Below are 13480 nucleotides of genomic sequence, written 5' to 3' on the forward strand. Positions count from 1 at the left end.
TAATTATTAGGTTTACTAATAGATATAAATTATTTGAGAATATAAGAGAGTGTGATTACGATGTATGATGTGGTTGTTATTGGCGGAGGCCAAGCGGGATTATCGATGGGATATTACCTAAAGCAAACAAGCTTAGCCTTTATCATTCTTGACAATCAAAATGCAGTTGGAGATGTTTGGAGAAAAAGGTATGACTCACTGACTTTGTTTACACCTAGAGCATACAGTTCATTGCCAGGATTGGCACTAAAAGGTGACCCAGCAGGATTCCCAACCAAAGATGAAATGGCCGATTATCTGGAAAATTATGCTCATACCTTTGATTTACCCATACAATCAAACTGTCATGTGAAACAGATTCAAAGAGAGAATCAACTATTTATCATTACAAATAATGAAGGAACAGTGATAAAAACAAAGAAGGTCGTTATTGCAACAGGTCCTTTTCATATTCCTAGAATTCCAGCCTTTGCAAAAGAACTCCCGGACTATGTTGTTCAGCTTCATTCTTCCCAATATAAAAATAAGTCCCAGCTTAATGAGGGTGCCGTATTAGTAGTTGGCGGTGGTAATTCAGGCGCACAAATAGCGGTAGAACTTTCACAGGGTCGCGAAACGTACTTCTCAGTCAGTCATAAACTTCGTTATCTCCCACTATCCATTGGAAAAAAAAGTTTCTTTTGGTGGTGTGAAAAATTAGGCATATTACAAGCGAACCGTGATTCATTTATTGGTAAAAAAGTTCAAGGGCAGCCTGATCCGATATTTGGCTATGAACTAAAGGAGAAAATAAAGGACAAAACGATAAAACTAAAAAGCAGAACCACTTCTATTGAAAAGGATGAGATTCAATTTGCAGACCAATCCACCATAAAAGTTCAGAATGTTATTTGGGCAACCGGATATATGTTAGATTATTCATGGATTGATGTACAAGGGGTTTTCGATCCTAATGGCAAAGTAAGACATCACAGGGGAATGACTGATATTGAGGGTCTATATTTCTTAGGCATGCCCTGGCAGCACCGCAGGGGGTCTGCTCTCCTTTTGGGCGTCGGAGATGATGCAGAATATTTGGCAAAACATATGTTAAATCTGACGAAAACTCATCTTAATTGATGGGTTTTTTTATTTGACAAACCGCAGTTTACTTGCGGAATGACTCAAGAAATCGGCGATTATGTTCAAAAAGAGTGCGGTTATGCTTCAAAAAGTTGCGGAGCGTATAGAGTAAGAAACCCGTAGAATAATAGCATCCAATACTTGTTAGAAGGGGTTTTTACATTGAATCAATTAAAACTGTTTTTACCTTATGTGAAACATGAAAGCAAATATTATTTAATCGGTTTCTTAGGCAGTTTATTCCGTTTTCTTATTCCACTTCTAGTCCCTTTGATTTTAAAATACATTTTTGATCATCTGCTTCAAAATAAATCCCTTTCTCAAAATGAGATTCTTGAACAGCTATTGATCATTGCGGTAGGAATGCTGACTGTTTTTTTATTTATAAGAACACCTATGGAATATGTAAGACAATATTGTATTCACAAGGCCAACAATAATATTATGAAACAACTACGAATAGATGCATTTAAAAAAGTACATGCGCTGGATGCAAAGTATTTTGTTGATAATAAAAGTGGAGAAATTGGAACACGCTTTTTTGATGATATTGAAAAGGTCAAAGGTTATTTAACCGCTCTGTTTGGCAACATATGGATTGAAATGATTGTATTATTGTTCATCATTTCCGCAATGTTTACCATGCATATTACTTTAGCTGTTCTTTCTATCGTACTAGTAAGTATTCAGTTTATTCTTGCACATTTCCTATCCGCGCGGTTAAAAAAAACAACTCGTGAGGTCATGCGTTACCGTTCGATAATGAGTGGGTTTGTCTTTGAAAAAATCCAAGGTGCTTTTTTATCTAAATTATTTTCTTCTGAAAAACAAGACAGGGCACAATTGGATCAGCACTTAGTTCATTTCGATACGTTAACAGATAGGCATGCCAAAGTAAATGCAGTGATGCTTTCAACAGTCAATGTGTTAAGTGACATGACTCCATTTATTGTCGCTATCATTGCAAGTCTTTATGTGATTAATGGTAGTTTAACAGTCGGTAGCTTAATTGCTTTTTTTGCCTATGTGGATAGAATGAGAAGTCCGATTGCAGCCTTAGTGAATGCCTATCCGGCTATTACAGAAGGCAGTGTTGCATTACAAAGGATTTTTGATTTCTTCCATACTCCATCAACCATTAAAGAAAAAACAAATCCTGTTAAGTTGAAAGAATTGAATGATTGTATTCAATTCAAAAACGTCTCTTTTTCCTACGATGGAAAACAGTCTATTCTTAAAAATATTTCATTGAAAATGGAGAAAGGAAAGACGTATGCTTTCGTTGGTGAGAGCGGGGGAGGTAAAAGCACTATTCTACAACTCCTATTAAGAATGTATGATGTAACAAATGGAAAGGTTTTAATTGATGATGTGAATTTAAAAGATTACTCAATTTCCAGTTTGCGGGACCATATGGGAATAGTGACCCAAGATAACTTTCTGTACAGTACTTCAATTGAAGAAAATATTAAAATGGCAAGGCTGGATGCAACAAAGGAGGAAATTATTGCCGCCGCTAAAAAGGCTTTTGCACATGAGTTTATCACTGCGTTGCCAAAAGGTTACGATACAGAAATTGGCGAAAGAGGGATCAAGTTATCTGGCGGTCAAAAGCAGCGGTTGGCTCTTGCGCGTGTTTTTTTAAAGAATCCTTCTATTATTATCTTAGATGAAGCAACAAGTGCTCTTGATAACGAAAGTGAGAAGCTGGTCCAAGAATCGATTAACAGATTTCATCATAATAAAACCATCATTATGATTGCCCATAGACTTTCGACAATCGTGAATGCTGATACCATTTTTGTTGTAAAGAATGGAGAAATTGTAGAGTATGGTAATCATCAGAGCCTATTAAAACGAAATGGATATTATCTAGAGCTTTATTCGAAACAAGCAGAACCAAATACAGACAGGTATAAATTAGCGGCCGGTTCTTAAGAATATTCGAAAAAAATTAGTGAAAATGGTGATTTATAAAGCTTTCACGATAAAGAGAGCTTAGTTATAATAAATCTAATGTGATTATCTTTGCGATAGTAGAAATGACTGGAGGAATTATTTTGAAAGAACATGGAATTCATATGCTTCAATATGACTATTGGGCGAACATGAAATTATTAGCACATGTAGAAAGCCTATCAGAGGATCTTTTTCATAAAAGAATGAATAGTGTATTTCCGTCCATTGCTGAAACCTTTTACCATATATATAGAGGACAGCGAATTTGGATAAAAAGATGTATTCCGGATTTAGCGGTAAATGAAAGCATTACATCTTTTCAAGATATTAACGAAGCGAAAACCAGCTTCACCGAACTTCATTCGATTATGATTGATAGCATTAAGCTTCATTATGATAAATTGTCAGAAGTCGTTTACCAAAATACAAAAGGTACAACGTTTAAGAACCATATTGATGAAATTATGCATCATCTTGCTAACCATGGAACCTATCATAGAGGAAATATTGCTTCTATGATTAGAGAATGTGATTATAATGGAACATCAACAGATTATATTCAGTATTTGCGTGATATGGCGTGATACAATCATTCAGGCACTATCGTAAAATCGATAGTGCCTGTTTTTGGAAAATGGGTATGTTATTTTGCTTATAAATTTGTTTGACATGATTGTGATAGATAATGTGAAAATTGATTAAGTAATCCATTAGCCTGCTCATCTACCAATGCTAGCAATCTATGTTTTTCTTCCATGAAATGCTCATCAGCCATATGATTAAAAAGTTCCACAATTGGGTCAAAATAGTGGTTGATATTTAAAAGACCTATAGGTTTTTGATGGAGGCCTACTTGGGCCCACGTAAATATTTCAAAGAATTCTTCTAAAGTTCCAGGTCCACCAGGCAAAGCGATAAATCCATCAGCCAATTCACTCATTTTTGATTTTCTCTCATGCATGGATTCTACAATAATTAGCTCTGATAGGTTTTTATGGGATTTTTCTCTATTATCTAAGAATTGGGGCATAACACCGACAACCCTTCCTCCAGCTTCTAAACAAGAGTCAGCCACAGCTCCCATCATTCCTGCGCTAGATCCACCGTATATCAAAGTCATCTTTCGTCTAGCTAATTCCATCCCAAGGCTTTTGGCTCCCTCGATATAAACATCAGATGCTCCACTTCTCGAACCACAATAAACGGCTATTCCCTTCATTCACATTCACCCCCTGAAGTTGTCTTTATCAATAATTATATATAATTTTGCTTAAAGATGGATAATCATACGTTTAAGTATCTGCTTTACTTGAAAATAATATGATAGCGGCAATGGATTGTCATTTGACGTTATAATATTTATATAAACTAAAAAAATATATTGACAGTTTTTTGAGACTTGTGATAAAATAAATAATTTGATTATTGTTTAATTCTGTGTTACCATAAAGATTGAATATATATGGGGGTGCAGATTTGTTCCAAATTGGTGAAAAGATTTTTTATCCAAATCATGGTGCTGGTGTCATTCAGGCGATTGAAGAGAAAACAGTACTAGGTAAAATACAACAATATTGTGTCATTAATATTCCTATTAGTAAAATGGACATTATGATCCCTGTTACTTCCTTGGAAAAACTAAGAATTCGATTAATTGTTGACCAGAAAGTAATGGAAGGAATATTAGAGGACTTTCATCATTTAGAAGAACAAGATAAACTGCCGTGGAAAGAAAGATTTAAATTAAATACAGATAAAATAAAAACAGGCGATATGCGTGATTCATTTCAAGTCGTTCATGATCTCTTACTGCGAAATAAGGAGAAATCACTGAATGCAAGTGAAAAAAAGATGCTTCATGATGTACAGCGATTTTTGATTAGTGAAATGATTTTAGTAGAAGATATTACCGAAAATCAAGCAGCAGATCTCCTAAAACTAACTAGTTAACAGTAAGGGAATTTGTTGATAATCAAGAAAGATTTTATAAGTAAAAAAGGTACAAAATCAATTGGTTTTGTACCTTTTTTATTTGTAAAGAATAAAGATGATTTATAATAGAATAAATCAGAAGTCTAGGAGGAGGAAATCAATTAAATGGCAGAGATCAAATTTGAAATAATGAAAACACTAGGAGCAATCTCCACATCACCTAAAGGTTGGAATAAGGAATTGAATCTAATCAGCTGGAATGGCAAAGAACCTAAGTATGATTTACGTGACTGGGCACCGGATCACAGCAAAATGGGAAAAGGAGTCACATTAACAGACCAAGAGTTAAAAGCTTTAAAAGACTTATTAAACTCAATTGAATAATAATCTATAAAAGAAAAAAGCTGTTTTTAAGTATTTAACTTAGTTTAAACAGCTTTTTTAACTATCTGCCATTGTACTCATTTGTTTAGACATGAAATTTTACTATATTCATTGAATTCGTATTAAATTGATTTACTTTTTTTTCATGAAACTAACATATTTTTTACATATATATTCCAATTCCATTTAATAAAATTTTAGTAAAGCCGCTATCCAAATAGGAGTTGAACAGCCATGATGAAACACACTATATTTGAATCTGTGTTGATTTTTACTTTGTTTTTAAGCTTGATTCAGTTTGCGTTTGTGCCAAAATCAGTGGGAGAGGTAAGAAAAATGTTTACCATTGCCCATCGCGGGGCTTCGGGGTATGCACCAGAAAATACAATTATGGCCTTCGATAAAGCAGTAGATATGAAAGCAGATTATATTGAAATAGATGTCCAAAGAAGTAAAGATGGTAAATTGGTTATTATTCATGATACGAAAGTCAATCGGACAACAAATGGAGAAGGGTATGTGAAGGACCTGACTTATGCAGAATTACAAAATCTAGATGCGGGTAGTTGGATGGGGGATGAATTTGATGGAGCAAAAATTCCTTCCTTCGAGGAAGTGCTAGACCGCTATCTTGGGAAAATCGGTATTTTAATAGAAATAAAAGCTCCGAAGCTCTATCCTGGAATCGAGGAGGATATGGCAAAAATACTGAAAGGTTATCATCTAGATAAAGTTAAAAATGAGGAAATTATTATTCAATCGTTCCATTTTGAATCGATGAAAAAAATGAAGAGACTTTTACCGTATGTACCAATTGGTGTCCTGATATCGAAGAAAGAAAACGCAACTGTAGAGGCAGTAAAAGATTTTTCCTCGTATGCTGACTACTATAATCCAAGCTATGCAATTTTAACAGAGGACTTGGTACGGACTGCGAAAGCGGAGGGGATGAAGGTATTGTCTTGGACAGTAAGAAGTCCTGAGACTGCAGAATATCTACTAGGTCATAATATTGATGCTATTGCAACGGATTATCCTGATTATGTTATGTTAGAAAAATAAGAGAGTATAATTTTACCTGCCAAACCTTTGTGTAACCACAAGGTTTGGCAGGTAGGATTATCCCCATTTATTTGTGTTCCAAATTCTTTAAGGCTGTTTGAGCGATTTTTGTTATCGTCATATCATCCATTGGAGGATTATGAAGACCTGCCCTTACATCACGGTAATATCGCTGAAGTGGATTTGAAAGCTGTAAACTTTTGGCCCCTACGATTCGCATCGCTTGATCTACGATTTTGATGCTAGAGTTAGTTACAATATGTTTGGCAGCACCTAATTCATTTGTTAAGAAGGTTCGAGATGCCTCATCGTCATAGGCCGCAGCTACACTATACAAAAAATGCCGGGCTTTCATTAACTCCAGGTCTATTTTTCCGATTAAACTTTGGACATTCGGCAATTGGCTGATTGGTCCGTTTATACTGTTTGGAGAGTATTCCGATGCAAATTTTACTGCGTAGTCACGGGCAGCCTGTGCTATCCCTAGATAGCAGGCAGGAATATGAAGAAGCCAAGCATTTACGTTGTTTCCTCTTGGTGCTTGATAAAATTCAACAAAGTTTTCTTCGGAAACCTCAACATTTTGCAGAACTAGGTCATGACTTTCGGTACCTCTCATAGACATGACATCCCAAGTTTCCTCAATGGAAAGTCCTGCAGCTTCTTTTTCGATTAAGAAAATCCCTATTCCTTCTTTTTCTTCCATCCATGCTGTTACAAGAAAATGGGTCAGGACAGGTGACATGGTCGTGAAAATTTTTCGACCTGTAATGGCCCAATTGCTGTTCTTCTTCACAGCGTGCGTTCCGGGACGTCCGCCTCTTGTTGGACTGCCTGTTTGTGCTTCGCTAGCTGCTCTGTTTACTAGTGCCCCGTTACATACTTCTTTTGCAAAAGTGGACAACTGTTCTTCTTTCCATAGCCTTTTCTCGTATAATTCGCCGATCACACTTTGATGCCAGCCAATCGCTAAGCCTGTTGCGCCATCAAAACTGGAAATGGTTTCTTGAAATAAAACCATATCGGTTATGGAAATACCATTTCCTCCGTATTCCTTAGGCAAGGGCAGCTTTGTATATCCCATCCTAATAAGAGCTTGAACATTTTCCTTTGGAAATGTTGCTTTTTCATCCGTTTCCTTTGAGTGATTCTGAAAGGCTTTTTCCTGCTGTAAAAGTTTTTCCATCCATTCTTTTTGAAAATCCGTTTTAATAAATAGTCTTTTTAGCATCTTCTACACTTCCTTTAATGATGGTTACTGCACGACAGCTTATCCATTCTTTCTATTGAGTACATGTAAACTTCGATAATTATCTATCTATTATATCAGTTTTTCTAGTGCTGAAAGGTAATCGGTCTAATTACCTTTGTATGGGAAAATTCATCATTTTTAATAGAATATAAAAAATATCTAAAAATTCCGCATGTAAATGAAGGTTCATTAATAAAGTTAATGTAAACAGGCTTTACATGTTTCCAACATATGATTGGAATACAGGAGGCTAGTGACGAGATGGAGGGGGTAACATGCTACATATAGTTGCCTGTATTAAGCAGGTACCTGACACCAAGATTATTAAAATGAATCCAAAAACAAATACAATGGATCGGAGGACTGCACCAGCTATATTAAATCCTTACGATGCCCACGCGGTAGAAGAGGCTGTTCGTTTAAAAGAAAGATATGGTGGAACGGTTTCTGTATTATCCATGGGGCCTCCGCCGGCTGTAAAAGCGATAAAAAAATGTATTGAGATTGGTGCAGATGAGGGGTATTTAATTACTGACCGCCGGTTCGCCGGTGCAGACACATTGGCCACTAGCTATGCACTTACGAAAGCGTTGGAGAAAATTTCAAAAATTAAGCCCGTTGACCTGGTCATTTGCGGGAAAATGTCCATTGATGGTGATACGGGACAAGTTGGTCCAGGGATTGCACGCAGACTCGATATCCCCCCATTAACTTCTGTGAATAAGGTGGTTGAAATCAATAAAGAAGAGGGATATGCGATTATCCACCGAAAGCTCGAAGACGGATATGAGATTGTTCAATCAACGTTACCATGTCTATTTTCAGTTGAAAAAACCATTAATGAAGTACCGTATTCCCCGTTCCAAAATATGTTGAAAGCAGCCAGATATCAACCGCATATATGGTCTGTTGATGACCTTGAAGATGTTGATATTAAGCAGCTTGGTTTGAAGGGGTCTCCAACAATCGTCTCAAAAGTATGGGCACCGCCAAAACCAGAAGGAGGAGCTTTTATTGAAGGCAGTCCTAAAGAACAGGTAGAGGAATTGCTTTCAATCCTTCTCGAAAAGAAAGAATTATTCAGCATAAAGGAGGGATGATGATGGATTTTAAAGATTATAACGGTGTTTGGGTATTTATTGAAGAAAAAGACGGAGTGATTTCCCAGGTTTCGCTTGAACTCTTGGGGGCCGGAAGGAAACTTGCTGATAAACGCGGCGTGGAGTTGGCTGGTGTGATCATAGGAGAAAATATAAAACAGCTGTCACATACGATTTTTGAATACGGAGCAGATAAGGCATATGTCTATGATCAATCTATCTTTAAGCACTATCGAACGGAATCTTATATGAGGGCACTTCTTGAATGCACGAATAAATACAAACCCGAGATTATTCTTTTTGGTGCTACTTCAACCGGAAAAGACTTAGCGAGTGCGGTTGCCACGGATCTCCCGACAGGATTAACGGCTGATACTACCGAGCTTGACGTAGATGAAGAAACAGGATTATTACTTGCCTCAAGACCTGCATTTGGCGGTAATATTATGGCGACCATTTTATGTAAAAAATACCGTCCGCAAATGGCAACGGTCCGGGCTAAGGTGATGAAAGCACTGGACCCGCAGTCAGGCAGAAGAGGGACAATCATAGAGGAAGAGATTCAATTAAAGGAAGATGATATCCGGACAAAAGTGTTAGAGATTGTTGAAGCAACGACAAAAAAGGTGCGAATTGATGAAGCGGATATCATTGTAGCCGGAGGAAAAGGCTTAGGCAGCAGTGAAGGTTTTCATCTTGTTCGTGAACTAGCAGATGTTTTAGGCGGGGCAGTAGGAGCCAGCCGAGATGTTGTGGAAGCAGGTTGGATTGAACATCCTCATCAAGTCGGGCAAACAGGAGTAACAGTCACTCCAAAAATCTATATTGCAATCGGAATATCCGGGGCCATTCAACATATTGTTGGGATGAAGAATTCCAGTTTAATTATTGCGATTAATAAGGATCCTGAGGCTCCCATTTTTAATACCTGTCATTATGGAATTGTCGGCGATGCATTTGAGATTGTACCTTTATTAATGGATCAGTTTAAAACGGCTTTAAGAAGAGAGGGGCTCACACATGTCAGAGAAGTTTGATTGTATAGTCGTTGGAGCGGGTCCGGCAGGAATATCATGCGCCTATGAATTAGCAAAGGGCGGAGCAACTGTATTACTGATCGAAAGAGGAGAGTATCCAGGCTCTAAAAATGTTATGGGCGGGGTTCTTTATCGAAAAATGATGGAGGATATTATTCCTGAGTTTTATAAAGAAGCACCACTTGAGCGCCCAATCGTTGAACAAAGATTTATGATGATGGATAAGGAGTCTGCGATTACAGTTGGCTATAAAGGGTTGGAGTGGGGGCAGGAGCCTTATAATAATTTTACCGTTTTAAGAGCGAAGTTTGATCAATGGTTTGCCGATAAGGCGGTAGAGCAGGGAGCCATCCTTATCAATGAAACCGTTGTATTAGAATGTATTGTTGAAAATGGCAAAGTGGTCGGGGTTCGTACGGACCGGCCAGGAGGTGATGTTTATGCAGATGTTGTTGTGTTAGCTGACGGTGTAAACTCACTATTAGCGCAGAAGCTGGGCTTCCATAAAGAGTATAGACCAGATGAAGTCGCCTTAGCAACAATGGAAGTGATAAAGCTTGATAAAAAAATCATCGAAGATCGTTTTAATTTAGAAGAAAATCAGGGCTGTACCATCGAACTGTTTGGTGATGCGACGAAAGGAATCCTTGGTACAGGGTTTGTTTATACCAATAAAGAATCCATAAATATCGGGGTCGGCACACTGCTTTCCGGTTTAATTAAGCATAAAATTAGGCCATATGAATTGCTTGAATATGTAAAAAATCATCCAATGATCCGTCCATACATTCAAGGCGGTGAACCACAGGAATATTTAGCTCATCTTATTCCTGAAGGCGGCTATAAATCAATGGGGAAAATCGTTGGGGACGGGGTTATTGTTATTGGAGATGCCTCGCAACTTGTCAATGCCATTCACCGTGAGGGCTCCAATTTGGCCATGACATCTGGGAGATTGGCAGCGGAAACGATACTTGCTGCAATGGAAGCAGAAGATTTTTCTGAAGGAATGCTTGACAGCTACCGGGTTAACCTATTGAATGGATTTGTTGGACAGGATATGAAAAAATATAAAGATTCGACACATCACTTTGATAAGTTCCCACAATATTTTGAGCAGTATATTCCAATGGCAAATAAAGCTTTTAGCCAAATGTTTACGGTTGATGGAACATCTAAATGGCAAAAGCAAAAGAATATAATAAGCAGCCTTGGCGGAGCGAAGGATAAAATGAAATTGGCCCGTGATATGTATAAAGCCTGGAAGGTGATGAAATAATGAGTGAACAGAAAAACTATCAGTCTATCGAAGAAAAGCAGTATCTTGTTCGCTTTAATGCTGACACAAAGTCACATCTCCATGTAAAAGATACAGATATTTGTCTAACCAAATGTCCGGATAAAATTTGTACAATTTTCTGTCCTGCTGAAATTTATAAATGGGAAGATATTCGCATGCATGTCGGGTACGAAGGCTGTCATGAATGCGGCAGCTGCCGCATTGGCTGTCCGCATCAAAATATTCAATGGGAGTACCCGAAAGGCGGTCATGGCATTGTTTTTAGATTAGGATAAGATGGTTTCTTTATGAGGACTGACAATAGGTTAGTCCTTTTTATTATGTTTGCAATATGACTAACAGGGATTTTTTTCTTGAAAGAAGGATAAAAGAACAGCATATTTGGCAAAATATCTCGAAACCAATTATTAGGAGGATGATGAAAGATTATGTCTGAAGCACTTTATGAAAAAGTAGGCGGAGAAGAGGCAATTGGCAAAGTTGTTGATTATTTTTATAACGAATTAGTATTAAAAGACGAAAGTGTTAAACATTTTTTCGATAATACCGATATGGAAAAGCAACGCAGACATCAAACGAAATTTATCAGCTTTGCTTTAGGCGGACCGAATCAATATTCTGGTCAGTCGATGGCAAAGGCACATGAGGGGATGAATCTGCAGCCAGAACATTTTCAAGCCATTGCGAATCATTTGCATGATGCACTCGCTCATTTTGGTGTCGATGAAAAGGATATTGATACCGCTTTAACAAAGGTTGCTACCCTGAAAGATGATATTTTGTACAAGTAATGCTTTTCTTCAAATACCGGCATTTCCTCTGGATAGCCGGTATTTTGTTTGTTCATGATAAAAATGTCATGGTTAAAAGTTATAAAAGATGAATTCTATCAGAATTTTGTTATAATAGTTTTAGTTTAATATAAAAATTTATATTCTACATATTTGATAGGGAAATCGGAGGTTTTAAAATGGGAGAAGTAATAAAAAAAGAGTATGAGATTATTAGAACAAGATTTCACTCAAGAGTTGCGGACATCACAGAGGATGTTGCAGATATTCTTCCAGAAGGATTCAGCAATAATATCCGCTGGAATATTGGGCATGTATTAGTAGTGACTGAAAAATTCCTATTTGCTGACAAAGGTAATCTTCCTGCTCAGTATTATGAGTTTTTTGCACCGGGTACAAAGCCATCTGATTGGACTGGTGAGGTTCCAACAATCGCGGTTCTTGTTCAGCAGTTAGAGAAACAATACAATCGTATCAAGGACCTTCCAAATGAAACGTTTAATGAAAAACTAGCAGAGCCTTTATTAGGTAACCATACAGTAGGAGAACTTGCTGTATTCAGCTGTTTTCATGAATCCTATCATTTAGGTCAAATCATGGCAATGAAGCGCACGATTGAAGCTTCATTAGCAAAATCTAACTAAATAAATGAAAAAAGCTGAATTCAAATGATTTCAGCTTTTTTATATTAGGCTATGTTAACGAACCATGTTAATTAACAAAGCTTTATATTAAAATAGACAACGCGAAAAAATTAATCCCACCCCGCTTGGGCATTCAGTTTTGCCCTCGTAACGTCTTCGTTGTTACCTTTATATAAAGAGGTTCCAAGAAAAATAAAAGCAATTCCTGCAATAATTTGTGATACTAGAGAACCATATGGAACGAGTATTGCCAAAACGGCAAGGATAAGAAAAGCTGATCCCCAACGTGAGAGAACACCTTTCCAGAAGGAAACGAGTGCGAAAAGTAAAGCACCAATTAACAAGGAATAAAGTGATAGATTCATGCCAAATACAGCGGTGTGTATACCTGTATCCAGTAATTCAGGGGCACTTTTCTCTAAATCCACTGCGATGAAGGTCTGAAACCATTTATACCCAAGCCATAGAGACATACCAAGAGATAAGATGATGAAACTAAATTGACCAAAGCCTCCAAAACTTTTATACTGTGACAAATATAGTCCAATGATTCCAAATGCTATAAGACTGTAGCCAACCTGGTCGAAATAGGCTGCGATAAAAGAATCTTGATCAAAATAATACCAAACTTGCACAAGTGCTATTGCCAACCCTCCTATAATTGAACTTAATCCAAAAAGGCGAAGCAATCCAGCAAATGTCATTCTAATCACCTCTATTAGGATTTATGTGTAACAGTAAAGTCTATGCGCTTGTTTTACTAAATATGGTTTAGTGATTATTTGAACATTTGCATAAATGTACACTAAAAAACACTTCTGTATAATAAACGTATTTGAACGAAACGGTATGGATAAAATGTTTATGTACAGCTTAGTGGTTTTTCCTTTTTTCATA

15 protein-coding genes are annotated in these 13480 nt (G+C 37.0%); 12 read left to right on the forward strand and 3 right to left on the reverse strand.

Annotation, left to right across the window (positions count from 1 at the left end):
- Positions 1–60 precede the first annotated feature (60 nt).
- The 3 genes from F4V44_RS16600 to F4V44_RS16610 all read left to right on the forward strand — a co-directional run bounded on the left by F4V44_RS16600 (position 61) and on the right by F4V44_RS16610 (position 3665).
- The gene (locus tag F4V44_RS16600; protein WP_150441136.1) at positions 61–1119 is read left to right on the forward strand and encodes a flavin-containing monooxygenase; all 1059 of its coding nucleotides are present in this window, start codon (positions 61–63) and stop codon (positions 1117–1119) included.
- A 165-nt stretch (positions 1120–1284) separates the two neighbouring features.
- Entirely contained in the window at positions 1285–3060 is a 1776-nt protein-coding gene (locus tag F4V44_RS16605) for an ABC transporter ATP-binding protein (RefSeq protein WP_150441137.1), read from the forward strand.
- Between the two features lie 122 nt (positions 3061–3182).
- Positions 3183–3665: a DinB family protein gene (locus F4V44_RS16610; RefSeq protein WP_191090729.1), complete on the forward strand. Its 483-nt coding sequence runs from the start codon at positions 3183–3185 to the stop codon at positions 3663–3665.
- A 68-nt stretch (positions 3666–3733) separates the two neighbouring features.
- Here F4V44_RS16610 and F4V44_RS16615 read toward each other — a convergent pair whose 3' ends face one another.
- A complete protein-coding gene (locus F4V44_RS16615) occupies positions 3734–4300 on the reverse strand; it encodes an LOG family protein (protein WP_150441139.1) in 567 nt (188 codons plus the stop codon).
- 257 nt (positions 4301–4557) lie between these two features.
- Here F4V44_RS16615 and F4V44_RS16620 point away from each other — a divergent pair, with 257 nt between their 5' ends.
- From F4V44_RS16620 to F4V44_RS16630, 3 genes are all read left to right on the forward strand, one after another.
- A complete protein-coding gene (locus F4V44_RS16620; RefSeq protein ID WP_150441140.1) occupies positions 4558–5031 on the forward strand; it encodes a CarD family transcriptional regulator in 474 nt (157 codons plus the stop codon).
- 147 nt (positions 5032–5178) lie between these two features.
- Positions 5179–5397: a YdbC family protein gene (locus tag F4V44_RS16625; RefSeq protein ID WP_150441141.1), complete on the forward strand. Its 219-nt coding sequence runs from the start codon at positions 5179–5181 to the stop codon at positions 5395–5397.
- Positions 5398–5631: 234 nt separating this feature from the next.
- The gene (locus F4V44_RS16630; protein WP_150441142.1) at positions 5632–6459 is read left to right on the forward strand and encodes a glycerophosphodiester phosphodiesterase; all 828 of its coding nucleotides are present in this window, start codon (positions 5632–5634) and stop codon (positions 6457–6459) included.
- A gap of 67 nt (positions 6460–6526) precedes the next feature.
- On the opposite strand, the gene F4V44_RS16635 is transcribed toward F4V44_RS16630, so the two are convergent.
- The gene (locus F4V44_RS16635) at positions 6527–7690 is read right to left on the reverse strand and encodes an acyl-CoA dehydrogenase family protein (RefSeq protein ID WP_150441143.1); all 1164 of its coding nucleotides are present in this window, start codon (positions 7688–7690) and stop codon (positions 6527–6529) included.
- A gap of 296 nt (positions 7691–7986) precedes the next feature.
- On the opposite strand from F4V44_RS16635, the gene F4V44_RS16640 reads away from it, so the two are divergent.
- The 6 genes from F4V44_RS16640 (at position 7987) to F4V44_RS16665 (ending at position 12583) form a co-directional block, all read left to right on the forward strand.
- Positions 7987–8811: an electron transfer flavoprotein subunit beta/FixA family protein gene (locus tag F4V44_RS16640; protein WP_150441144.1), complete on the forward strand. Its 825-nt coding sequence runs from the start codon at positions 7987–7989 to the stop codon at positions 8809–8811.
- A 2-nt stretch (positions 8812–8813) separates the two neighbouring features.
- Complete coding sequence (locus F4V44_RS16645; RefSeq protein WP_150441145.1) at positions 8814–9848, forward strand: electron transfer flavoprotein subunit alpha/FixB family protein; 1035 nt, start codon at positions 8814–8816, stop codon at positions 9846–9848.
- Positions 9832–11127 (forward strand): FAD-dependent oxidoreductase, encoded by a 1296-nt coding sequence (locus tag F4V44_RS16650; RefSeq protein WP_150441146.1) that lies wholly within the window; start codon positions 9832–9834, stop codon positions 11125–11127. Before F4V44_RS16645 ends, F4V44_RS16650 begins: the two co-directional genes overlap by 17 nt.
- Entirely contained in the window at positions 11127–11423 is a 297-nt protein-coding gene (locus tag F4V44_RS16655; protein ID WP_191090730.1) for a ferredoxin family protein, read from the forward strand. Before F4V44_RS16650 ends, F4V44_RS16655 begins: the two co-directional genes overlap by 1 nt.
- Before the next feature lie 153 nt (positions 11424–11576).
- The gene (locus F4V44_RS16660; protein WP_150441148.1) at positions 11577–11939 is read left to right on the forward strand and encodes a group I truncated hemoglobin; all 363 of its coding nucleotides are present in this window, start codon (positions 11577–11579) and stop codon (positions 11937–11939) included.
- 179 nt (positions 11940–12118) lie between these two features.
- Positions 12119–12583 carry a DinB family protein gene (locus F4V44_RS16665; protein ID WP_150441149.1) on the forward strand — a complete coding sequence of 155 codons (465 nt, stop codon included), beginning with the start codon at positions 12119–12121 and terminating at the stop codon, positions 12581–12583.
- 110 nt (positions 12584–12693) lie between these two features.
- Here the strand turns inward: F4V44_RS16665 and F4V44_RS16670 are convergent, their stop codons facing one another.
- A complete protein-coding gene (locus F4V44_RS16670) occupies positions 12694–13287 on the reverse strand; it encodes a hypothetical protein (RefSeq protein ID WP_150441150.1) in 594 nt (197 codons plus the stop codon).
- Between the last annotated feature and the right edge of the window lie 193 nt (positions 13288–13480).

It is taken from the genome of Niallia endozanthoxylica (genome assembly GCF_008710145.1).
Classification (GTDB): Bacteria; Bacillota; Bacilli; order Bacillales; family Cytobacillaceae; genus Bacillus_BD; species Bacillus_BD endozanthoxylica.

Coding starts and splice junctions, on each gene's coding strand:
- F4V44_RS16600 (WP_150441136.1), top strand. CDS start 61: ATGTATGATGTGGTTGTTATTGGCGGAGGCCAAGCGGGATTATCGATG.
- F4V44_RS16615 (WP_150441139.1), bottom strand. CDS start 4,300: ATGAAGGGAATAGCCGTTTATTGTGGTTCGAGAAGTGGAGCATCTGAT.
- F4V44_RS16625 (WP_150441141.1), top strand. CDS start 5,179: ATGGCAGAGATCAAATTTGAAATAATGAAAACACTAGGAGCAATCTCC.
- F4V44_RS16630 (WP_150441142.1), top strand. CDS start 5,632: ATGATGAAACACACTATATTTGAATCTGTGTTGATTTTTACTTTGTTT.
- F4V44_RS16635 (WP_150441143.1), bottom strand. CDS start 7,690: ATGCTAAAAAGACTATTTATTAAAACGGATTTTCAAAAAGAATGGATG.
- F4V44_RS16640 (WP_150441144.1), top strand. CDS start 7,987: ATGCTACATATAGTTGCCTGTATTAAGCAGGTACCTGACACCAAGATT.
- F4V44_RS16645 (WP_150441145.1), top strand. CDS start 8,814: ATGGATTTTAAAGATTATAACGGTGTTTGGGTATTTATTGAAGAAAAA.
- F4V44_RS16650 (WP_150441146.1), top strand. CDS start 9,832: ATGTCAGAGAAGTTTGATTGTATAGTCGTTGGAGCGGGTCCGGCAGGA.
- F4V44_RS16655 (WP_191090730.1), top strand. CDS start 11,127: ATGAGTGAACAGAAAAACTATCAGTCTATCGAAGAAAAGCAGTATCTT.
- F4V44_RS16660 (WP_150441148.1), top strand. CDS start 11,577: ATGTCTGAAGCACTTTATGAAAAAGTAGGCGGAGAAGAGGCAATTGGC.
- F4V44_RS16665 (WP_150441149.1), top strand. CDS start 12,119: ATGGGAGAAGTAATAAAAAAAGAGTATGAGATTATTAGAACAAGATTT.
- F4V44_RS16670 (WP_150441150.1), bottom strand. CDS start 13,287: ATGACATTTGCTGGATTGCTTCGCCTTTTTGGATTAAGTTCAATTATA.